General features: G+C 67.2%; 25 protein-coding genes. 16 read left to right on the top strand and 9 right to left on the bottom strand.

Annotated elements, in window-relative coordinates; translation table 11 throughout:
- Positions 1-20 precede the first annotated feature (20 nt).
- A complete protein-coding gene (locus DXK93_RS04165; RefSeq protein WP_225596824.1) occupies positions 21-566 on the bottom strand; it encodes a TetR/AcrR family transcriptional regulator in 546 nt (181 codons plus the stop codon).
- Positions 567-718: 152 nt separating this feature from the next.
- Between DXK93_RS04165 and DXK93_RS04160 the strand changes: the two genes are divergently transcribed.
- The 3 genes from DXK93_RS04160 to DXK93_RS04150 all read left to right on the top strand — a co-directional run bounded on the left by DXK93_RS04160 (position 719) and on the right by DXK93_RS04150 (position 2,977).
- The gene (locus DXK93_RS04160) at positions 719-1,177 is read left to right on the top strand and encodes a carboxypeptidase regulatory-like domain-containing protein (protein WP_119449422.1); all 459 of its coding nucleotides are present in this window, start codon (positions 719-721) and stop codon (positions 1,175-1,177) included.
- 120 nt (positions 1,178-1,297) lie between these two features.
- Positions 1,298-1,876: a hypothetical protein gene (locus tag DXK93_RS04155; protein ID WP_054456453.1), complete on the top strand. Its 579-nt coding sequence runs from the start codon at positions 1,298-1,300 to the stop codon at positions 1,874-1,876.
- Between the two features lie 129 nt (positions 1,877-2,005).
- On the top strand, positions 2,006-2,977 hold the full coding sequence (locus DXK93_RS04150) for a tripartite tricarboxylate transporter substrate binding protein (protein ID WP_119449421.1): 972 nt from the start codon (positions 2,006-2,008) through the stop codon (positions 2,975-2,977).
- A 28-nt stretch (positions 2,978-3,005) separates the two neighbouring features.
- On the opposite strand, the gene DXK93_RS04145 is transcribed toward DXK93_RS04150, so the two are convergent.
- The 3 genes from DXK93_RS04145 to DXK93_RS04135 all read right to left on the bottom strand — a co-directional run bounded on the left by DXK93_RS04145 (position 3,006) and on the right by DXK93_RS04135 (position 4,189).
- Entirely contained in the window at positions 3,006-3,323 is a 318-nt protein-coding gene (locus DXK93_RS04145; protein WP_119449420.1) for a hypothetical protein, read from the bottom strand.
- Positions 3,313-3,819, bottom strand: coding sequence for a DUF523 domain-containing protein (locus DXK93_RS04140; RefSeq protein ID WP_054456450.1), 507 nt, complete (start codon positions 3,817-3,819; stop codon positions 3,313-3,315). The genes DXK93_RS04145 and DXK93_RS04140 overlap by 11 nt, the downstream gene beginning before the upstream one ends.
- A gap of 103 nt (positions 3,820-3,922) precedes the next feature.
- Positions 3,923-4,189, bottom strand: coding sequence for a hypothetical protein (locus DXK93_RS04135; protein WP_119449419.1), 267 nt, complete (start codon positions 4,187-4,189; stop codon positions 3,923-3,925).
- A gap of 97 nt (positions 4,190-4,286) precedes the next feature.
- On the opposite strand from DXK93_RS04135, the gene DXK93_RS04130 reads away from it, so the two are divergent.
- Positions 4,287-5,081, top strand: a complete 795-nt coding sequence (locus DXK93_RS04130; RefSeq protein ID WP_119449418.1) for a helix-turn-helix domain-containing protein — start codon at positions 4,287-4,289, stop codon at positions 5,079-5,081.
- A 26-nt stretch (positions 5,082-5,107) separates the two neighbouring features.
- Here the strand turns inward: DXK93_RS04130 and DXK93_RS04125 are convergent, their stop codons facing one another.
- On the bottom strand, positions 5,108-6,829 hold the full coding sequence (locus DXK93_RS04125) for an NYN domain-containing protein (protein ID WP_119449417.1): 1,722 nt from the start codon (positions 6,827-6,829) through the stop codon (positions 5,108-5,110).
- Positions 6,830-6,931: 102 nt separating this feature from the next.
- Between DXK93_RS04125 and DXK93_RS04120 the strand changes: the two genes are divergently transcribed.
- From DXK93_RS04120 to DXK93_RS04110, 3 genes are all read left to right on the top strand, one after another.
- Positions 6,932-7,504: a GNAT family N-acetyltransferase gene (locus tag DXK93_RS04120; protein ID WP_119449416.1), complete on the top strand. Its 573-nt coding sequence runs from the start codon at positions 6,932-6,934 to the stop codon at positions 7,502-7,504.
- Positions 7,505-7,755: 251 nt separating this feature from the next.
- Entirely contained in the window at positions 7,756-8,646 is an 891-nt protein-coding gene (locus tag DXK93_RS04115; protein WP_119449415.1) for a motility protein A, read from the top strand.
- On the top strand, positions 8,643-9,608 hold the full coding sequence (locus DXK93_RS04110; protein WP_119449414.1) for an OmpA family protein: 966 nt from the start codon (positions 8,643-8,645) through the stop codon (positions 9,606-9,608). The genes DXK93_RS04115 and DXK93_RS04110 overlap by 4 nt, the downstream gene beginning before the upstream one ends.
- Before the next feature lie 48 nt (positions 9,609-9,656).
- Here the strand turns inward: DXK93_RS04110 and DXK93_RS04105 are convergent, their stop codons facing one another.
- Entirely contained in the window at positions 9,657-10,109 is a 453-nt protein-coding gene (locus tag DXK93_RS04105; RefSeq protein ID WP_119449413.1) for an Lrp/AsnC family transcriptional regulator, read from the bottom strand.
- Positions 10,110-10,209: 100 nt separating this feature from the next.
- Between DXK93_RS04105 and DXK93_RS04100 the strand changes: the two genes are divergently transcribed.
- Positions 10,210-10,842, top strand: a complete 633-nt coding sequence (locus DXK93_RS04100; protein ID WP_082401164.1) for a LysE family translocator — start codon at positions 10,210-10,212, stop codon at positions 10,840-10,842.
- Positions 10,843-10,859: 17 nt separating this feature from the next.
- Here DXK93_RS04100 and DXK93_RS04095 read toward each other — a convergent pair whose 3' ends face one another.
- Complete coding sequence (locus DXK93_RS04095; protein WP_119449412.1) at positions 10,860-12,596, bottom strand: SulP family inorganic anion transporter; 1,737 nt, start codon at positions 12,594-12,596, stop codon at positions 10,860-10,862.
- Between the two features lie 159 nt (positions 12,597-12,755).
- On the opposite strand from DXK93_RS04095, the gene DXK93_RS04090 reads away from it, so the two are divergent.
- Positions 12,756-13,184, top strand: coding sequence for an SgcJ/EcaC family oxidoreductase (locus tag DXK93_RS04090; RefSeq protein WP_054456442.1), 429 nt, complete (start codon positions 12,756-12,758; stop codon positions 13,182-13,184).
- Positions 13,185-13,301: 117 nt separating this feature from the next.
- Positions 13,302-13,655 carry a YciI family protein gene (locus tag DXK93_RS04085; protein ID WP_119449411.1) on the top strand — a complete coding sequence of 118 codons (354 nt, stop codon included), beginning with the start codon at positions 13,302-13,304 and terminating at the stop codon, positions 13,653-13,655.
- 51 nt (positions 13,656-13,706) lie between these two features.
- Here the strand turns inward: DXK93_RS04085 and DXK93_RS32085 are convergent, their stop codons facing one another.
- Entirely contained in the window at positions 13,707-13,859 is a 153-nt protein-coding gene (locus tag DXK93_RS32085; protein WP_165867926.1) for a hypothetical protein, read from the bottom strand.
- A gap of 215 nt (positions 13,860-14,074) precedes the next feature.
- Here DXK93_RS32085 and DXK93_RS04080 point away from each other — a divergent pair, with 215 nt between their 5' ends.
- The 6 genes from DXK93_RS04080 (at position 14,075) to DXK93_RS04060 (ending at position 18,276) form a co-directional block, all read left to right on the top strand.
- Positions 14,075-14,485 (top strand): YciI family protein, encoded by a 411-nt coding sequence (locus DXK93_RS04080; RefSeq protein WP_119449410.1) that lies wholly within the window; start codon positions 14,075-14,077, stop codon positions 14,483-14,485.
- Positions 14,475-14,612 carry a hypothetical protein gene (locus tag DXK93_RS31985; protein ID WP_158598544.1) on the top strand — a complete coding sequence of 46 codons (138 nt, stop codon included), beginning with the start codon at positions 14,475-14,477 and terminating at the stop codon, positions 14,610-14,612. Before DXK93_RS04080 ends, DXK93_RS31985 begins: the two co-directional genes overlap by 11 nt.
- Positions 14,613-14,630: 18 nt before the next feature.
- A complete protein-coding gene (locus DXK93_RS04075; protein WP_088140923.1) occupies positions 14,631-15,038 on the top strand; it encodes a VOC family protein in 408 nt (135 codons plus the stop codon).
- Positions 15,035-16,312 carry an RNA polymerase sigma factor gene (locus tag DXK93_RS04070; RefSeq protein WP_119449409.1) on the top strand — a complete coding sequence of 426 codons (1,278 nt, stop codon included), beginning with the start codon at positions 15,035-15,037 and terminating at the stop codon, positions 16,310-16,312. Before DXK93_RS04075 ends, DXK93_RS04070 begins: the two co-directional genes overlap by 4 nt.
- A gap of 97 nt (positions 16,313-16,409) precedes the next feature.
- Positions 16,410-17,234: an AraC family transcriptional regulator gene (locus tag DXK93_RS04065; RefSeq protein WP_119449436.1), complete on the top strand. Its 825-nt coding sequence runs from the start codon at positions 16,410-16,412 to the stop codon at positions 17,232-17,234.
- Between the two features lie 82 nt (positions 17,235-17,316).
- A complete protein-coding gene (locus DXK93_RS04060; RefSeq protein WP_054456437.1) occupies positions 17,317-18,276 on the top strand; it encodes a DMT family transporter in 960 nt (319 codons plus the stop codon).
- Between the two features lie 13 nt (positions 18,277-18,289).
- Here DXK93_RS04060 and DXK93_RS04055 read toward each other — a convergent pair whose 3' ends face one another.
- Entirely contained in the window at positions 18,290-18,964 is a 675-nt protein-coding gene (locus DXK93_RS04055) for an HAD family phosphatase (protein ID WP_119449408.1), read from the bottom strand.
- Between the last annotated feature and the right edge of the window lie 32 nt (positions 18,965-18,996).

The raw sequence follows: 18,996 nt of genomic DNA, 5'->3' as shown, positions 1-18,996 counted from the left end.
GGCCAAAAAAAAGCCTCCGGCTAGGAGGCTTGTCGGAGCGGTTTTCGTATCCCGTCCAGCAACAGGCTGGTGACGACTTCCGCCAGGGCTTGCTGCCTGGCCGCATCCGGCTCCTGCCGCGTGAACCGTTCGATGATGCCCATCATGGATTGGGCGTACCAGTCGGCCGGAATGTCCTCGCGGAGCAGTCCCACCTTTTGCTCGGCCCTCACGTTGTCGGCGATCATCGCCGCCAGCTCGTTCTTGAGCGCCTCGGCCTCGGCGGCCTGGAAGAAGCCGATGCGCGTCAGGTTCGGATCCTCTTGCAGAATGGCGAGCAGGCCGCTCACGCCCAGGCGGACGCGACTGTCCAATCCGGCGTCCTGCAGCCCGTCCGGCATGCGCGCCTGGCCGATGGCCTGGCGCAAGCGCTGCGCGAACAGGCCCACCAGTTCATCGTAGGCTGCCTGTTTGCCGGCGAAGTATTGATAGAAGACAGGTTGGGTCACGCCGGCGCGGGCGACGATGTCGCTGATCCGGGTATGCTGGAATCCGCGTTCCGCGAATTCCGCTGCCGCGACCTCCAGAAGTTGAGCCCGTGTGCGTTCACCCTTGGTGAGACGCTTGTCTTGCGGTAAAGAAGAAGGTCGTGCCGTAATCATCGCGAGAAAATACTACCCTTCCGCGCTTTTAGCCACTGGTTTTACCCACGGTTCCCACAACGGATACAACCATTGCAATGTCCTTCCCAAAGTGCTTGCCGACCATTGCCACCCTGGCGCTCGCCAGCCTGCTATCGGGCTGCGTGCCCTACCCCGTGTACAAGACCATGCAGCCTGACGCCCGCGCCACCGTGCTGGACGAAAATTCCCAGCCCCTGGCCGATGCGCGGGTGGTGTTGATCAGCAGCACGTTTCCCTATGGGCGGGAACAATTCCGCAATGAAACCCGCAGCGCGTCCGACGGCAGCGCCGCGTTCGGGGCCCTGAAGGAATGGCGCGCCGAATCGATGATGATCCACGGGGCGCAGGTGTACTTCTGGAACTGGTGCGTGGAGAAAACGGGCTACGAAACCTACATGACGCTGGACCGCGACGCCGCGTATTTCAACGATAAGCCGCAGATCACGTTGCGCCCCGGCGAGTCGCGTTCCTGCAACAACTGGCCCGACCGCCGGGACCCGTCCGCCTCCCGCTGAAATCAGTTGAAATCTCCGTAGCGCTTGAGACACTTTATGGGAGCGGCCAGGCGGTAAAGTGGCAATATCGGTCCGGGTCCCGCGTCACGCTGGGCCCCGGGGCGGATCAGGAGCAAGATCATGAAGCGGTTTTCTGGCCGTATGGCCATCGTCGCGGCGCTGGCGTTGGCCGTGGCAAGCGCGCCTGCCATGGCTGGCGGGCGTGGCGGCGGTTATTGGGGCGGCGGCCACGGCGGCGGATACCACGGTGGCGGATACCACGGCGGGTACCACAATTACCATGGCGGCAGCAGCAGTTCCGACGGTTGGTGGATAGGCGGCGCCTTCGCGCTGGCCACCATAGGCCTGCTGTTGGCGGCTGATTCCGGGCCTTCCTACACCCAGGCGGGCGTCTATTCGTCGGGCGTGGGCTACACCAGCCCGCCGGTCTACGCGGCCCCCGTCTACAACGCGCCAGTGTACGAGGCGCAGCCCGTGTACAGCGCGCCCCAGCCTCAGTACGAGCCGGTGCAATACGAGTCCACCGCGCCCGTCAACAGCGCCCAGGCCAGCGCCACCGTGGACTGCCAGCGCTGGGCAATGAACCAGAGCGGATACGACCCGGCCACCATCACGCAATGGACCACCCAGGTCATGGTGGACTCCTACAACCGGGCGCTGGATTCCTGCATGACCAGCCGCGGCTACCGCGCGCACTGAAGCGCCATTCCGGGTATTCCCGCTTGCCCTGCCGCGCCGGCCTGCACACACTGCATGCCGGCGCGCCTCTTTGCAAGGCCGTTGCCGCGTCCCGACGGACAGGCCGTCGGGCATAGACAAGGGGAAAGCATGTTGAATTTCAAGCGGATCGCCGGGCTGTGCGCAATCAGCGCAGCCTGCGCGTTCTCTGCCGCCGCGCAAGCGCAAGCCGACGCCAAGGCCATGACCATCGTCGTGCCCTATGGTGCGGGCGGCATCGTCGACAACACGGCGCGCGCGTTCGCGCAGAAACTGGCGGCGGAACTGGGCCGGCCCGTGGTGGTCGAGAACCGCGGCGGCGCGGGCGGCATGATTGGCATGAACACGGTGGCGCGGGCTCACGACGAGAACACCCTGGCCTTTACCGCCGTCAGCCCCGTCACGCTATCGCCGCATGTGATGAAGACGCTGTACGACCCCTTGAAGGATCTGGCGCCGGTGGCCTCCGTGATGTATTCGCCGGTGTATCTGGTGGGCGGCCCGAAGTTCACGGGCAAAACCTTCCAGGACATGCTGGCCCAGGCCAAGGCCGATCCCGGCGGCCTGTCGCTGGCGACGGCCGGCGTGGGGTCGCTGGGGCATTTGATGCTGGAGCAGATCAATGGCCAGGCGGACGTGCGCATCACCCACGTGCCGTACAAGGGCATGGCGCAGATGGTGCCCGATGCCCTCGGTGGACAATTTACGCTGATGCTGGTGAACGCCTCCGGTCCGGTCAATGCGCTGATCGACGAAGGCAAGCTCACGCTGCTGGCGGTGGGTTCCCCCGCCCGGCTGCCCGGACGGCCCGGCACGCCCACGCTGGCCGAACTGGGCTATCCCATGGCCAACATGACATCCACTTTCGGTTTTTTCGCTCCCGCCAGCACCAGTCCGGATTTCCGCCAGCGCATGAACGGCCTCATCAACCGCATCGCCGCCATGCCGGACATCAGCAAACCGCTGACGGACGCGCTGAACATCATGTCGCCCGGGACGGTGGAGCAGTTCACGGCCCAGGTGCAGAAGGAATACGCCGATAACGGCCGAATCGTGAAGCAGGCCAACATCCGCAGCGAATGACCGCGTGAGGCAGTAAGCGGCTGGCGGCTCAGCGGCGCCAGCCGCGCCAGCCGCAGAGCAGGCCGACGGCCAGCATGACGCTGGCGGGCAGGATCCAGACGAATCCCGAATCCGTGTAGACCACCTGGTCGACCGGATCGTAGTAACGGCCCAGCTCGTTGAAGTCCCACTTCAGGTATTGCGCGTACCAGGCGTAGAAAAAGAAGCCGGACAGGGCCAGGCAGAGGCCGGCGGCCAGGCGCAGCAGGCCCTTGCTGCGGCCGGTGCGCACTGCGGCCTTCCAGGCCAGGACCGCGCAACCGGCCACTCCCAGCAGCACCAGCAGGTCGCCCACATCAACGCCCATCGGCCGCCTCCAGGCCGGCCAGACAGGCCTGGGCCTCATCCCACTGTTTCTCGCTGAAGACGCGCAGGCCGGCCCGGGCCAGCAGTTCGGCCGTCACGCCCACGCCGGGCTGTTTGCGGCCGGCGAAATGGCCGTCGTACACGTAGCCGCTGCCACAGGAAGGGCTACCCTCCTTCAGCACTGCGATGCCGATGCCGTGCTTGCGCGCGGCTTCCAGCGCTGCTTGCGCGCCATGCACGAAGGGCGCGGTGACATCCTCGCCCGACACCGCCATGACGCGAGCGCGGCCGGCCAGCACGGCGGCGGCGTCCGAGTCCGGCTCGATCTCGGCGGGCGGACGCGGAACCGGCATGCCGCCCGCCATTTCCGGACAGACCGCCACCACCCGGCCTTCGTCCCGCCAGCGCGTCAGCACGGCGTGGTCATGGGAGGCGCCGCGTCCGTCGTAGCGTACGGGGTTGCCCAGCAGACAGGAACTGACCAGAACGTATTGCATGCGTAATCCGAGGCGATGGACCGCAACACGGCGCGCGGCCCTTATTCAAAGCATGCATGATAGAGCACCGGGCTTGGCGCGCGGACGCCTGTGTGGCCAGGGCTCAGCTTGCGGCCGCGCCCATTTCGCGCATCCAGGCGCGCAGCGCGGGATCCCGTACCTGCAGCACGTCGAACAGCCCCAGCGCATTGAGCGCCGGCAAGGCATCCTGGATGTCCGTACGCGCATCGGCCACGGCCTGGGCCGGCGCCTGTGGGTCGAGGCAGACGCGGGCGTTGGCGAGAAACGCCCCCACCGTACCCTTGCGCACCGCCACGCCGTTGAACTCCCCCAGATCCCTGCCGTCGGGCAGGATATCGCTTGCTTTCATGTTGTGCTCCTGTAGCTGTTCAAGACAGGAGTTACGATAGACGGGCCCGCGTGGCAGGTCTGCGCGGTTCTGGCCATTCAATACGGTATTTCTGCCAATGGCACTGCCTGCTCTCACCCCTCCCTTGCTCGACCCTGGACGCGCCCGCGACCGCGGCGGTCCCAGGCTGATCGCCGTACGCAGCCAGGATGGCGCGCTACGCCATACCGCCATGCATCAACATGCGCGGGGGCAGCTATTGGGCGCCTATCAAGGCTTGCTGACGGTCTATGCGGGAGACCATCAATGGGTGGTGGCATCCCGCCAGACGGTGTGGATACCCCCCGACGTGCCGCACGGACTGTACTCGCATGGTCCGTATGCCGGCTATAGCGCGTACTTGAGCCCGGCGGCTTGCGCGGGGCTGCCTGCCGGTCCTTGCGTGCTGCATGCCTCCGATCTGCTGCTGGCCGCCGTGGGCCGCGCCGCGTCCTGGAGCGACGACGCAATCGACCCGGCGCGCAGCCGCCTGATCGAGGTGATCCGGGATGAAATCAGAACCCTGCCGCATGCCGGCCAGCCCCTGCTCCTGCCGCGAGACGCGCGTCTGCAGCGGCTGGCGCTGGCGCTGTCGAACCAGCTCTCGGACACCCGGACGCAAGAAGAATGGGCCGCCGCCATCGGCATGTCGCCGCGCACGCTGGCGCGCCGCTACCTGGCGGAAACCGGCCTGACCCTGGGCGCCTGGCGGCAGCGCGCCCGCCTGATGCGGGCGCAGGAAATGCTGGCCGAAGGCGCGGCCGTGACCACAGTGGCCTTGGAGCTGGGCTATGACAACGTCAGCGCCTTCATTGCCATGTTCAAGCGCGAGCTGGGCGCCACGCCGGGCCGCTACGGCGGCCCGGGCGGTTAAGCGCTGTCAGCCCTGAAGCCGGGGCTTCAGGATTCCCCGGCCGTCTTGCTGGCCCGGCGCGCGCGGGGAGCCGCCTTGCTGGCGGTCTTGGCGGCGCTCTTGCGGGCAGGCTTGGCGGGCGCTTCGGCTGCCGCCGCAGCCGCTGGCTCGGCCGGCGCCACGGGTGCGGTCTTGGCGGCGGTCTTCTTGGCAGCGGGACGGCTGCGGGTCGCGGCCCGCTTCGCAGCGGGCTTGTCGGCTGCGGGCTCTGCAGCCGCAGGCGTGTCCGCCACGGGCTGGACGGCCTTGGCCTCGTCCCTTGCGGCAATCCTGGCCATGCCGCCCTCGAACGGGTCGGACATCTTGGCAGGCGTTTTGCTCGCGGGCTGGCTGCGGCTTTCCGCGGCAGGTTGGGCAAAGGTCCATTCAGCGATGTTCACCGCCGGCAACGGCTGGCGCGCTTGCGGCAGGGGCTTGGGCATGGGCGGCAGACGCGAGGGTTGGACCGGTTTCGATTCCTGCGCTCGAGCCAGGGCGTCGGCCCGCATGGCGTCCAGCTTGGCGGCATCCGCTTGTTCGTCGGCCTGCCTGGCGGCATCGGCCTGCGCGGTCGCCGGCGCTATGGCGGCGGATTGCGCGGCTGCCTCAGTCGGGGCCGGCGCCTTGGTTGCGGGTTGGACGGAAGACGCCGCGGACGAAGCTTCGGACGGCGCGGCAGCGCTCTCGCCAGCGGTTTCCTGCTCGGCAGTCTGGTTGGCTCCCCTGCCCTCGCCGCCCGACTTGCGCCCGCCACGCGATTTGCGGCCGGAGCGGGAACGGGATTCTTCCTGAGCCGCGCCGGCAGACGCGTCGCCGGTCTCGGCCGCTGCCGGCTGCCGGGCCGAGGCTGAACGGGATCCGCCATCGGCTGCGGCGCGATTCGCGGCCGCAGCCCCGTCCGCGCTGTCGCGGTATACGTAGGTGCCGGCGTTTTCCTCGCGCCCGACTTCCAGCAGGCCGCGCGACTGCGCCTCGTCCAGCAGGTTGCCGAAGGCGCGGAAGCCGTAGTAGGACTCGTTGAAATCCGGCCGGCGGCGCTTGAGCGCATCCTTCAGGGCGGACGCCCAGATCTTGCCGCTGTCGCCGCGTTCGGCCATGAGGGCTTCGAAGGTCTCGGCGACCATTTCCACGGCCTGGGTCTTGCGGGCCTCAAGCTCTTCCTTGCGGCGGCGTTCCTCGTCGGGCGTGCGGCGCTGCTGGCCCGCGGCGGCGCCGCCACGGTTGTCGCGGCGCGCGTCGGCTGCGCGCTGGCCTTCGCGGGCCAGGTCGTCATAGAAGATGAATTCATCGCAGTTGGCGATGAGCAGGTCCGAGGTGGACTGCTTCACGCCCACGCCGATCACTTTCTTGTTGTTCTCGCGCAGCTTGGAAACCAGGGGCGAAAAATCGGAATCGCCGCTGATGATCACGAAGGTATTGACGTGGGACTTGGTGTAGCAAAAGTCCAGCGCGTCCACGACCAACCGGATGTCGGCGGAATTCTTGCCGGACTGGCGCACGTGCGGGATCTCGATCAGTTCGAAATTGGCCTCGTGCATGGGGGCCTTGAATTCCTTGTACCGCTCCCAGTCGCAATAGGCCTTCTTGACCACGATGCTGCCCTTGAGCAGCAGCCGTTCCAGCACCGGCCGGATGTCGAACTTCTGGTACTTGGTGTCGCGTACGCCCAGCGCCACGTTCTCGAAATCACAGAAAAGCGCCATGCTGACGTTTTCGTTGGGGGTATTCATGTTTTTGCTCCAATGCTGCCGCGGCGCCGGGCGAGACGCCGCCAGATGACGCTCATGATATACATATCTGCCGCCGGCACGCGGCGCCCGCCCCCAGCAGCCATGCCTGAAGCTCCTTTGTTCCCGCCTCTTGCCACCGACCGCCTGATCCTGCAGCCCTTGGAAATCGGCGACGCCGAAGCGATCCAGCGCCTGTTCCCGCAGTGGGAAGTGGTGCGCTACCTGGTCGACCAGGTGCCATGGCCCTACCCGCCCGACGGGGCGCGCAGCTATCTGGAACAAGTAGCGATCCCTGCGATGCGGCGCGGCAAGGAGTGGCACTGGTCCATCCGCACCCGTCAGGCGCCCGCCAGCCTGATAGGCATCGTCAGCCTGATGGACGACGATTCCTGGAACAACCGCGGTTTCTGGCTGGACCCCGCCCATCACGGCCGGGGCTACATGACCGAGGCCAGCGAAGCCGCCACCGCATACTGGTTCGAGGTCCTGGGCAAGCCTTTGCTGCGGGCGCCCAAGGCCGCCACCAACACCGCCTCGCGCCGGATTTCGGAGCGAAGCGGCATGCGCCTGGTCGCCACCGAGGAGCGCGGCTACGTCAGCGGACGGCTGCCCACGGAAATCTGGGAGATCACGCGCGAGGAATGGTTCGCCCGGCAGGATCGCCAGGGCCGATAGGGCCGACGCGAGGATCGACGAGGAGCCGATGCGGGACTCGTGGCTTGCCGGCATATGCACCGACCGATCCTGCGTCTTATCCGACCCTTTTATTTCCGGACCGACCTGCGCCCCGCCGACCGCTTCAAGCCGCCGCTTACCGCCCTTTTCGCCCCGTTTTCCGGCCGATTGACTCAGACCTGCCCTGGCTAGAATTCCCCGAAATCCGGCATTCCGCGTACGGGGATGCCTATGTTTATCGGGCAAGATCCATGAATCCGTCTACCGTCATCGGCGCCGCCGTCGGCCTGCTTACCCTGGTTATCGTCGTGGCCCTGGCCGCCACCGACCCCGGCATGTACATCAACCTGCCGGGACTGGCCATCGTGCTGGGCGGCACCGCGGCCGCCGTGTTCATCGCCTACCCGCTGTCGGAAGTGCTGCGCGTCTTCAAGCTGGTGCGCACCGTCTTTCGCAACGACCAGCACGACCAGCAGCGGGACATCGAGGAACTGGTGTCCATGGCCCAGCTGTGGATGAACACCGACGTCCGCAAGGTCGAGCAGGAACTCAAGAAGGTCAGCAACCCCTTCCTGCGCACCGGCGTGCAGCTGATCATCGACAACACGCCCGAAGACCAGATCATCGAACTGCTGCAATGGCGCGTGGCGCGGCTGCGCGCGCGTGAACAGGCCGAGGCCCAGATGTTCCGGGTCATGGCCACCTTTGCCCCGGCCTTCGGCATGCTGGGCACGCTGGTGGGCCTGATCAACCTGATGTCGGTGCTGGGCGACGGCAGCATGCAGATGATCGGCCAGCAGCTGGCCATCGGCCTGATGACCACCTTCTACGGCATCCTGCTGGCCAATCTGGTCTGCAAGCCCATCGCGCTCAAGCTGGAACGCCGTACCGCAAGGCGCGTCGAATCCATGAACATGGTGCTGCAGGGCATCGCCATGATGTGCGAGAAGCGCGGCCCCGCGGTGGTGCGCGAAACGCTGAATTCCTTCGTCATGCACGTTGAAGACGAAATCTACGACGGCGGCGCGGACGCCAAGCCCCAGGCCGCGCAAGCCAAGGCGGAAGGTCAGATCAAACCCGCGGCCAAACCTGGCGCGGCCCAGCCCGTCTCCATCGCCCGTCCTGCCGCCGCGCGCCAATGAGCCTGATTTCTCCCACCCTGGCGCAGCGGATCGAGCAGGCCCGCCAGGCCCAGCTACGCGCCGAGAAAGCGGCGGCCAATAGCGGCTGGCGTCCCAGCAAGGGCGACCGCAAGGACCGCTATGCCCGCTGGCACGTCGAGGAAACCGTCGAACAGGACTCCGAGAACTGGCTGCTCAGCTACCTGGACCTGATCACCCTGCTGCTGGCCATGCTGGTCGTGCTGCTGGCGCTCACGCGGCTGCACGGCGGCGCCTTCGGCCAATCGGAACAACCCGTGGAGCTGGTCGGCACACTGGCCGCCAGCGGCCTGCCCGACTACGACGGCGAATACTCCGAATTCGACGCGGTCCAGATTCCGGCAAGCTGGGCGCAGGCCGAAGCCCCGGCCGTTGCCGTGGCCGCAGCCACGGCCCAGCCTGCCCAGGAAGGCGAGGTCGTCGCCGACGCCGCCCCGCCGCTGCGCGCGCCCTCCAAGGAATCGCTGGGCCTGGCCGACCTGGGCAAATCGGTGGACGTGATCATCAACGAGCAGTCGGTGAGCTTTCGCATCAGCAATGAACTGCTGTTCCCGTCCGGCCAGGCCACCCTCAGCCCCACCGGCCTGGACGTGATCAAGCGCCTGGCCGCCATCCTCAACAAGAACGAGTACCAGGTCTCGGTCGAGGGCCACAGCGACCCCGTGCCCATCCAGACCCGGCAATTCGCGTCCAACTGGGAACTGTCCAGCAGCCGCGCCACCAGCGTGCTGCGCGAGCTGGTCCGCGACGGCGTATCGGCCCAGCGCCTGCGCGCTGTCGGCTACGCCGAGACCCGCCCCATCGAGTCCAATGACACCCCGGCAGGCCGCGCGGCCAACCGGCGCGTGGAACTGATCATGGACATTGCGCCCCCGCAGAAGACGGCGCAGGGCGCGACGCCTGGGGCCGCCGCGGCCGCCCCCGCCTCCGCCGCGAAATCCTGATCCGGGCCCAGGTCGCGCGCAGCCGCGCGGCCTGGCTCTCCGCCCGCCTCAGAGCGGCACAGGCCGGTTTCTCAGCACGTTCTTCATCACCAGCGTCGACCGCAACCGCAGCACGCTCGGCAGCGCCGACAACACCCGGTCATAGAGCGCCTGGAACGCGGGCAGGTCCTGGGTGACGACGTGCAGCATGTAGTCCGGGTCGCCGAACAGCCGCTGCGCCTGCACCACCTCGGGAATATCGGCCAGGGCTGCCTCGAACGCCGACACCCGGTCGCTGCTGCCTTCGCGCATGGTGACGAAGACGATGGCCGAAAAATTCAGCCCGACCGCGGCCAGATTGATGTTTGCGCCGTAGCCGCTGATGACGCCCGCCTCTTCCAGCGCCCGCAGCCGCCGGTGGCACGGAGACAGGCTCAGGCCAACCCGTTCCGCCAGGTCCGTGATGGAAATGCGGCCGTCTTCCTGCAGCCGCGCAAGAATTTTTCTATCCAAGTCATCCATGGGGAAGATTCTACCCATAACTATGTATTTTTAGGTAGATAGCAGGAGCACTTCCCCTTGCTTCGCCGATAACATTCCCCGCCTGAGATTCATTTGGGGTATGCAGTTGGAAACCGGCAATCTGGTGGCGTTTTGGCTTGTTTCGCTTTCTTTGGTTGTCGTCCCGGGCGCGGATTGGGCGTATGCCATATCCGCCGGCTTACGGGACAAGGCCGTCCTTCCGGCCGTCGCGGGCATGTTGACCGGCTATCTGATGATCACCATGGTGGTCGCGGCGGGCATAGGGGCGCTGGTTGCGAGCGAACCCGCCATCCTCACCGTGCTGACGCTGGTCGGCGCGGCGTATCTGCTCTGGCTGGGGGCCAACGTGCTGGCGCATCCGTCGGAGCCCATAGCGGGTGACGCGCGGGCCGCGGGGCATTGGCTGGGCTGGGCCGCAAGAGGTTTCGCCGTCAGCGGCGTGAACCCCAAGGCCATCCTGCTGTTCCTGGCCTTGCTGCCGCAATTCACCAGCCGCGACGGCGCCTGGCCGATTTCCACGCAGATCACGGCGTTGGGAATCCTGCAGATCCTCAATTGCGCCGTCATCTACACCCTGGTGGGCCTGGGGTCGAAGGCGGTGCTGCAATCGCGCCCGGTGGCCGCGCGCAGGGTCAGCCAGTTCTCGGGCCTGGCCATGATCGTCATTGCGCTGATCCTGTTCGGCGAACAGGTCGCCGTGTTGATGGCCTGACCCAGGCGAGGCGGGCCTCAATCTCCAGGATGCCCGCCGCCCCCGCTCTCCAGGTAACTGTCCACCGCGCTGCCCACCGTGGGATGGAAGCGGTCGTCGCCAAAAACCTCGGTCAGTTCGAAGCGCTTGAGCTTGTCGCGCACGGGGTCCTTCATTTCCGCGAAATGCAGCGCCGCGCCTTGCTGGGCCAGGCTGCGGCTGAGTTCGCGCAACATGTCCGCCGACGTGACGTCCACACTGGTGACCGGCTCGGCAGCCACCACCACCCGGCGCACCGGCGTGGGCGAGGCCTCCACGGCTTCCATCAGGCGTTGCTGGAAGAGTTCGGCATTGGCGAAGAACAGCGGCGCGTCCCAGCGGAACAGCACCAGGCCGTCGATCAGTGCAGCATTCGGATAGCGTTTCAGGTCATGGTAGCCGCGCAGGTTGGGCACGCGGCCCAGCACGGCGAAGTGCGGACGCCAGCCGTCCCACAGGAATTCGATCACGGCGATCAGCACGGCCAGGCAGATGCCCGGAATGGCGCCGAACACGGCCACGCCGGCAAAGCACGCCATCGACAGCCAGAACTCCCATTGCTGGATACGGTAGATGCGGCGCAGGTCCTTGAATTCAAAGAGGCCGATGGCCGCCGCGATCACCACCGCGGCCAGCGCGCTGTTCGGCAGGTAGCGCAGCAGATTGGGCGCTGCGACCAGCAGCCCCGCGACGGCAAGCGCGCCCACCACGCCCGTGAGCTGCGTGCGCGAACCCGCCGCCTCGGCCACCGGCGTGCGCGAAGCGCTGCTGCTGATCGGAAAGCCCTGGAAGAAGCCGGCCGCCAGGTTGGCCACGCCCAGGCCCACCATTTCCTGGTTCGGATCGACCCGCGTGTTCGTGCGCGCGGCATAGGTGCGCGACAGCACGCTGGTGTCGGCGAAGGCGATCAGCGCCACCGCGCAGCCGCCCAGCGCGATCTTGACCAGGTCCGCGTTGCTGAGCCAGGGCAAGACGAACTTGGGCAGCCCCTGCGGGATTTCGCCCAGCACTTTCACGCCCTGCGAGTCCAGGTGGAACAGGCTGACGGCCAGTGTCGCCAGAATCACCGCGATCAGGATGCCCGGCACGCGCTCGTAGCGTTTGAGCAGCAGGATCACCGCCAAAGTCGCCGCCCCTACCCCGAAGCTGTACCAGTTGGTCTGCCCCTGGTAAACGGCCTGGCCCAGCTGCACCAGTTCGCGCAGCGGGCCGGCGTCTTCGATGGAGATGGCAAACAGCTTGGGCAACTGGCTGACCAGCACCGTCAGCGCAATGCCGTTCATGTAGCCATAGCGGATCGGCTTGGACAGCAGCTCGGTGATGAAACCCAGCCGCAGCAATCCCATCACGATGCAGAACAGCCCGGCGACCAGCGCCATCAGGCTGGCCGCGGCCACCGCGCGCATCGGATCGCCTTGGGAAACGCTGAGCACCACTGCCAGGATGGGCGCTGCCAAAGCGGAGTCCGGTCCCAGCACCAGGATCCGGCTGGGGCCGAACAGCGCATAGGCCAATAGTGGAATGATGGTGGCATAAAGGCCATAAACGCCCGGGACGCCGGACGCTTCGGCATAGGCAATGCCGACCGGCACCAGCATGGTCGTCAGCACCAGGCCGGCGGCCACGTCCTTGGGCAGCCAGGCGGCCTGGTATGACCGGAGCACCGCCAGTCCGGGCAGCCAGCGCAGCCAGCCGGCGGCGGTCACATCCTTGGAGGCGGAAGTATGGGATGCCATGGGACCTTCGCAGTGTGGACGGGCGTGCCGGCAGAGCATGTCAGGCTGCAAATCCGGTAGCGCCGATTCCGTAGTCTGACGCATTATTCATGCTTGCGGGTAGCCATGACGGCGCATGGCGCGACGCCTTTCCTTATACAGACACGGGCAAGAATCCACATGACGCAGATGCACAATCCCGAAGACATCCCAGGCGCGTTCCAGGCCGCCTGGAACGATCACGACATGCAGGCGCTGGGCGCGCTGTTCCATGAGGACGCGACGTTCGTGAACCGGTTCGGCCACTATGTGCGCGGCGTCGAGGAAATCGTCAAGATGCATGCTCCCATCCACGCCAGCATCTACAGCGATTCCACGCTGGCGAACGAACTCGTTGACGTGACGCCGGTCGGCGCCGACGCAGCGATCGTGCACTTCTGGAGTCGTCTGGCGGCCGGCGCGGCGCATCCAGCGGGCGCCCATGCCGTCGACACCATGATTCTTGCCGTGCTGACGCGGCAGGCCGGCGCCTGGCGTATCCAGGCGCTGGAGAACGTCACGCTGGTGAATCCCCGGACGGGAGTGGCAGTGTTGCGGGACGGTAGCTGAGTCCGCCGCCTACCTCTGCTTACAAAGAACGCCGGGCGACGTATTGCAGGATGGCACCGGCGCAACAAATAGCGGTAATCTGGCGAACCTTATCGGCAGTCCGAACTGGAAGATCCCATGTCCTATCTGCTTTTCATCGTCGAACCGGTGGGCCAGCGCGCCCAGCGCACGCCCGAAGAGGGCCGCGAAGCCTACGCGCAGATGCTGCGCTATGCGGAAGACCTGAGTTCGCGCGGCCTGTTGGCGCGCGCGGAATCCCTGAAGTCCGAATCGGAAGCCGTGCGCCTGCGGATCCGCGACGGCGAACGTTCCCTGGTGGACGGCCCCTATGCCGAGGCCAAGGAAATGATAGGCGGCTTCTTCCTGCTGAACTGCGATACCCGGGAAGAGGCGCTGGCGCTGGCGGCCGAGTGTCCGGCCGCCCAGTGGGCCACGGTTGAGGTCCGCGAACTGGGTCCCTGCTTCATGTAGGCACGCGGCCCATGCTGGACCGGCGGCTGGCGCGCGCGCCAGCCGCGCGATTCAACAGTTTCCTTTCTTGGCCTGGCCCGGCGGACAGAAACCGCCACGGCCGCCGCCGTCGTGGGGATCGACGATGACCGCGCCGCTGGGGGTATAGACGGCACAGCCCGTCAGCAAGGAAGCCAGCAAGGCAAGACTGCACAGGATTTTCATATCGGTGTTCAAAGTTGCGGACGCTGGGAGTGTATGGACGCGCGCTGCAACCAGGGCTGTGCCTTTGTAACGGTGTGCAGGATCAGGCCGGTCCGCCCGCTTTCTTGGTAGTTACCCTAGGTTCATCATTTTTCTGTCGATTCCGCGTCTTGCCGTTCGTCGTGCCAGTACAAGCCCCCCTCGGGCCTTGTAGTCAGAATCGAGGAGTCCCAGGAATGCGATACATGATCATCGTCCGCGCCACGCCGGACAGCGAAGCCGGCGTGATGCCCCAGGAAAGCCTGCTGGCCGCCATGGCGACCTATCACGAGGCGCTGGCCAAGGCCGGCGTGCTGCTGGACGCCAATGGCTTGCACCCCTCTTCCAAGGGCTGGCGGGTGCAGTACGACAAGGACCAGCGCAAGGTGGTCGACGGCCCGTTCGCCGAGACCAAGGAATTGATCGCCGGCTACACCATGATCCAGGTCCGCTCGCGCGAGGAGGCCATGCAATGGGCGCTGCGCTTTCCCCAGCCCTTCCCCGGCCAGTCCTGCGCCGTCGAAGTGCGGCAGGTCTTCGAACTGGACGAATTCGGCCCCAGCGAGGGAGTCGAACGCTACCGGCGGATATCCGGCAATGGCCAATGAGCGGCTGAACCACGCCCCCAAACCGGTGCATCTCTTTTTCAACATGGACAGCATGGTCGGGAAGGATTTCGAAGACGGGCTGGCCAACCTCAAGACCCTGGCAGAAAAGCGCCAGGACACACATTAAAAAGGAAGCGGGAACATCATGCACAACCAGATCTTCGTCAATCTCCCCATCGCTGACATGCAGAAATCGCAGGCTTTCTTCAAGAGCCTGGGCTTCAGCTTCAATCCGCAGTTCACCAACGACCAGGGCGCCTGCATGGTCGTGAGCGACAGCATCTACGTCATGCTGCTGGTGAAGGACTTTTTCCAGACCTTCACCGGCAAGCCGGTAGCCGATGCCACCAAGACCACCGAGGTGCTGATCGCGCTGTCCTGCGACAGCCGCGCCGAAGTGGACGAGCAGGTGAAGCGCGCCCTCGCCGCCGGCGGCACCGCTCCGCGCCAGCCCCAGGACCACGGGTTCATGTACGCGCATGGCTTCGAGGATCTGGACGGCCATGTCTGGGAGCTGGTGTACATGGCCCCCGGCGAAGTGCCCAACGCATGACGCGGGAGGCCGTGCATCGCGCCATCGAGGCGGTCTGGCGGATCGAAGCCGCCAGCGTCATCGCCGGCGTCGCGCGCCTGGTGCGCGACGTCGGACTGGCTGAAGAGCTGGCGCAGGATGCCTTGGTCGCCGCCCTGGAACGCTGGCCCGAAACCGGCGTGCCGGACAACCCGGGAGCGTGGCTGATGACTACCGCCAAGAATCGCGCGCGCGACCGCCTGCGGCTGGACGCGCTGCATACGCGCAAGCACGAGCAGATCGGACACGAGCTGGAAGCCCTGCAGGCCGACGTCGAGCCCGACTTCGTCGACGCGCTGGACGCCGCGCGCCAGGACGACATCGGCGACGACCTGCTGCGGCTGGTGTTCACCGCCTGCCATCCGCTGTTGTCCACCGAGGCGCGCGTGGCGCTCACCCTGCGCCTTTTGGGCGGGCTGACCACCGCCGAGATCGCGCGCGCTTTCCTGGCCTCGGAATCCACCATCGCGCAGCGCATCGTGCGCGCCAAGCGCAGCCTGTCCGCGGCCAACGTGCCGTTTGAAGTCCCCCGGGCCGAGGAGCGCGCGCCGCGCCTGGCGTCGGTACTGGAAGTGATCTACCTGATTTTCAATGAGGGCTATTCCGCGACGTCCGGTGATGACTGGATGCGTCCCGCGCTGTGCGACGAGGCGCTGCGCCTGGGCCGCATCCTGGCCCAGCTGGCGCCGGGCGAAAGCGAGGTCCACGGACTGGCGGCGCTGATGGAATTGCAGGCGTCGCGCCTGCATGCCCGCACCGACGCGCAGGGCCGTCCCGTCCTGCTGATGGAGCAGGACCGCAACCGTTGGGACCCCCTGCTGATCCGCCGCGGATTGGCGGCGCTGGCGCTGTCGGACAGTCTGGGAGCCCCGCGCGGCCCTTACGCCTTGCAGGCCGAACTGGCCGCCTGCCACGCCCGGGCGCGCACGCCCGAGGAAACCGATTGGCCGCGCATCGTGGCGCTGTACGACGCGTTGGCCCAGGCCGCGCCCTCGCCAGTCGTGGAGCTGAACCGCGCCGTCGCCGTCGGCATGGCATTCGGCCCCCAGGCCGGGCTGGACCTGGCCGACCATTTGGCACAGGAACCGGCGCTGGCCAACTACCACTGGCTACCCAGCGTGCGCGCGGACCTGCTGGCCAAGCTGGGGCGCAAGTCTGAGGCCCGCGCCGAGTTCGAACGCGCGGCCGGCATGACGCGCAATGCGCGCGAACGCGAACTGCTGCTGGCGCGGGCGCGCGACATGTCCGGTTCCTGAGCGCGCGGCCCAAGGGGCGCTGCGGCGCTTGCCGGCATGCTTAAATCCAATCATGCGCCCCGCCGACCATGCCCTCTCCGACCTTGCCGCGCCCGTCATGCCGGGCGTGCCGCAGGCGTTCGAGCATCCCGGCGACCGCGCCGAGTTCCGGCAGGCGGCGCACCTGCCCGGCGTGGAGCTGTACCGCGCGCACATCGTCCGCTACGCCTTCGAGCCACATACCCACGAAGCCTACGGGCTGGGCGCGATCGAGTCCGGCGTCGAGCGCTTCCGCTACCGGGGGGCGGAGCATCTGGCGCCCTCGGGCTCGGTGGTGCTGATGAACCCCGACGAATTGCATACCGGCCGCGCCGAAACCGAGGGCGGCTGGCGCTACCGCATGGTCTACCTGGACCCGGACGTGGTGGCCCGCGTCACCGGCGAAAGCGGCTGGTGGTTCGATACGGCGGTCGGCCATGACGCGGCCGGCGCGCAGCGCGTCACCGCGCTGCTGGACACCTTATGGCAGGCGCGCGAACCGCTGGCGTTCGACAGCGCCTTGTACGCGCTGCTGGGCGAGTTTCGCCGCCACGCGCGTGTGCCGCGCACGGCCAGGGACACCGGCGCGCCGCGCTTTGCGCCCGTCATCGATTACCTGCGCGCCAACCTGGCGCGCCGCCTGATGCTGGACGAACTCGCGGCCGTGGCCGGCCTCAGCCCTTTTCATTTCCTGCGCAGCTTCCAGGCGCAATACCACGCCACGCCGCAGCAGATGCTGATGGCGCTGCGGCTGTTCGAAGCCAAGCGCCGGCTGGCCGCGGGCGAATCGCCTGCCCAGGTGGCGCTGGCCTCGGGACTGACCGACCAGGCGCATCTGACCCGCGCCTTCTCGCGCCGCTACGGCGTCACGCCCGCGCGCTACCAAAAGCAAGTCCGCGCCTGAGCCCCGCACCGCAATCTGGTACAAGACGCGCCGCCCGCCCGCTGGCTAGACTGCCGCCATTCGTGACCTGGAGCGACGTCGTATGTGGGCTGGAACCCTTTATGCCCTGGCCGCCGGCCTGATGTGGGGGCTGGTGTTCGTGGGGCCCCTTCTGCTGCCGGAATACCCTGCCGCGCTGCAATCCGTGGCGCGCTACCTGGCGTTCGGCCTGATCGCCCTGCCGCTGGCCTGGCTGGATCGCCGCGGCCTGCGCCAGTTGCAGCGCGCCGACTGGATCGAGGCGCTGAAGCTCGCCGCCATCGGCAACCTGCTCTACTACCTGTGCCTGGCCAGCGCCATCCAGCGCGCGGGCGGGCCGCTGCCCACCATGATTATCGGTACGCTCCCCGTGGTCATCGCCATCAGCGCCAACCTGCGCAACGCTCGGCGCGACGGCCGGCTGCCCTGGAAGCGACTGGCGCCCGCGCTGGCGCTGATCGCGCTGGGCATCGCCTGCGTCAATCAGGTGGAATTGCAGGCCTTGCGCCAGGATGCCGACGCCGACATGTCGCGCTACGCCATCGGCGCGCTGCTGGCGCTGGGCGCAGTGGCGTGCTGGACCTGGTATCCGCTGCGTAACGCGGACTGGCTCCGCGCCCATCCCGACCGCAGCCCGCGCACCTGGGCCACGGCCCAGGGCGTGGCGACATTGCCGCTGGCGCTGGCGGGCTATCTTGTGCTGTGGGCCGGCATGGCCGCGGCCGGCAGCGACTTTCCCATGCCGGCTGGTCCCAGGCCCGAGGTCTTCCTGGCCTTGATGGCCATCATCGGCCTGTTCGCGTCCTGGCTGGGCACCTTGTGCTGGAACGAAGCCAGCCAGCGCCTGCCCACCGCGCTGGCGGGGCAGTTGATCGTGTTCGAAACGCTGGCAGCGCTGGCCTATGCCTACATCCTGCGCGGGCAGATGCCCCAGCCGCTGACGCTGATCGGCATCGCCTGCCTGATGGTGGGCGTGCTGCGCGCGGTGCGGGTCAAGCCGGAGCCCTTGCCTGCCGCGGCATAGGCGCGCGCGCGTCCTAGTCCAGCAGCAACTCCGGCAAGCGCCGCAAATCGTCGATGACGTCCGATGCGCCCTCGTCCAGCAAGCGCTGGCGCTGGTCCGGCCCGTTATGCGAAGCGCCCACGTAGCCGATGGCGCGCATGCGCGCGGCGCGAGCGGCGCGCACGCCGGGCACGCTGTCTTCCACCACCACGCAATCCAGGATTGCGGCGCGCATCTGCCGGGCGGCAAAGAGAAACACGTCCGGCGCCGGCTTGCCGTGCGCCACCTGCGCGGTGCTGAACACATTGGGCGCGAACTGATCCCACAGGCCAACCAGCTTCAAGGCCGCCTCCAGCTTGGGCGGCGTGCTGCTGGAGGCCACGCAGACCTGCAGGCCGCGCTCGCGCAGCATGCGAACCGTCTCCAGCGCGCCCGGCAACGCGCGCAACTCCTGGCGGAAGATGGCTTCGAGCCCGTCCGCGTATTCGCGCGCAAATCCTTCGGGCAGACTGCGGGCGTTTTCCTGTTGCAAGGTCTGCCACATGTCCGCATCGGGGATGCCTGCGAAGCGGCGCGCGGCGTCCTCGGGCGTGATGGCAATGCCATGCGCGGCCAGCGCCCGCGATTGGGCGCGCGCCGCGATGATTTCGCTATCGATCAGGACGCCGTCGCAGTCGAAGATGACCAGGCTGGGGGGAGGCGTGTGCATGGTGGCTCCATTTCAGGACAAGTTCCCATGAT

Origin of the sequence: Achromobacter sp. K91 (genome assembly GCF_003576205.1) — a bacterium.
Taxonomy (GTDB): domain Bacteria; phylum Pseudomonadota; class Gammaproteobacteria; order Burkholderiales; family Burkholderiaceae_B; genus Achromobacter; species Achromobacter aegrifaciens.
This window is presented reverse-complemented; position numbering and strand designations above follow the sequence as displayed.

Coding starts and splice junctions, on each gene's coding strand:
- DXK93_RS04160 (WP_119449422.1), top strand. CDS start 719: ATGTCCTTCCCAAAGTGCTTGCCGACCATTGCCACCCTGGCGCTCGCC.
- DXK93_RS04155 (WP_054456453.1), top strand. CDS start 1,298: ATGAAGCGGTTTTCTGGCCGTATGGCCATCGTCGCGGCGCTGGCGTTG.
- DXK93_RS04150 (WP_119449421.1), top strand. CDS start 2,006: ATGTTGAATTTCAAGCGGATCGCCGGGCTGTGCGCAATCAGCGCAGCC.
- DXK93_RS04145 (WP_119449420.1), bottom strand. CDS start 3,323: ATGGGCGTTGATGTGGGCGACCTGCTGGTGCTGCTGGGAGTGGCCGGT.
- DXK93_RS04140 (WP_054456450.1), bottom strand. CDS start 3,819: ATGCAATACGTTCTGGTCAGTTCCTGTCTGCTGGGCAACCCCGTACGC.
- DXK93_RS04135 (WP_119449419.1), bottom strand. CDS start 4,189: ATGAAAGCAAGCGATATCCTGCCCGACGGCAGGGATCTGGGGGAGTTC.
- DXK93_RS04130 (WP_119449418.1), top strand. CDS start 4,287: ATGGCACTGCCTGCTCTCACCCCTCCCTTGCTCGACCCTGGACGCGCC.
- DXK93_RS04125 (WP_119449417.1), bottom strand. CDS start 6,829: ATGAATACCCCCAACGAAAACGTCAGCATGGCGCTTTTCTGTGATTTC.
- DXK93_RS04120 (WP_119449416.1), top strand. CDS start 6,932: ATGCCTGAAGCTCCTTTGTTCCCGCCTCTTGCCACCGACCGCCTGATC.
- DXK93_RS04115 (WP_119449415.1), top strand. CDS start 7,756: ATGAATCCGTCTACCGTCATCGGCGCCGCCGTCGGCCTGCTTACCCTG.
- DXK93_RS04110 (WP_119449414.1), top strand. CDS start 8,643: ATGAGCCTGATTTCTCCCACCCTGGCGCAGCGGATCGAGCAGGCCCGC.
- DXK93_RS04105 (WP_119449413.1), bottom strand. CDS start 10,109: ATGGATGACTTGGATAGAAAAATTCTTGCGCGGCTGCAGGAAGACGGC.
- DXK93_RS04100 (WP_082401164.1), top strand. CDS start 10,210: ATGCAGTTGGAAACCGGCAATCTGGTGGCGTTTTGGCTTGTTTCGCTT.
- DXK93_RS04095 (WP_119449412.1), bottom strand. CDS start 12,596: ATGGCATCCCATACTTCCGCCTCCAAGGATGTGACCGCCGCCGGCTGG.
- DXK93_RS04090 (WP_054456442.1), top strand. CDS start 12,756: ATGACGCAGATGCACAATCCCGAAGACATCCCAGGCGCGTTCCAGGCC.
- DXK93_RS04085 (WP_119449411.1), top strand. CDS start 13,302: ATGTCCTATCTGCTTTTCATCGTCGAACCGGTGGGCCAGCGCGCCCAG.
- DXK93_RS32085 (WP_165867926.1), bottom strand. CDS start 13,859: ATGAAAATCCTGTGCAGTCTTGCCTTGCTGGCTTCCTTGCTGACGGGC.
- DXK93_RS04080 (WP_119449410.1), top strand. CDS start 14,075: ATGCGATACATGATCATCGTCCGCGCCACGCCGGACAGCGAAGCCGGC.
- DXK93_RS31985 (WP_158598544.1), top strand. CDS start 14,475: ATGGCCAATGAGCGGCTGAACCACGCCCCCAAACCGGTGCATCTCTTT.
- DXK93_RS04075 (WP_088140923.1), top strand. CDS start 14,631: ATGCACAACCAGATCTTCGTCAATCTCCCCATCGCTGACATGCAGAAA.
- DXK93_RS04070 (WP_119449409.1), top strand. CDS start 15,035: ATGACGCGGGAGGCCGTGCATCGCGCCATCGAGGCGGTCTGGCGGATC.
- DXK93_RS04065 (WP_119449436.1), top strand. CDS start 16,410: ATGCCGGGCGTGCCGCAGGCGTTCGAGCATCCCGGCGACCGCGCCGAG.
- DXK93_RS04060 (WP_054456437.1), top strand. CDS start 17,317: ATGTGGGCTGGAACCCTTTATGCCCTGGCCGCCGGCCTGATGTGGGGG.
- DXK93_RS04055 (WP_119449408.1), bottom strand. CDS start 18,964: ATGCACACGCCTCCCCCCAGCCTGGTCATCTTCGACTGCGACGGCGTC.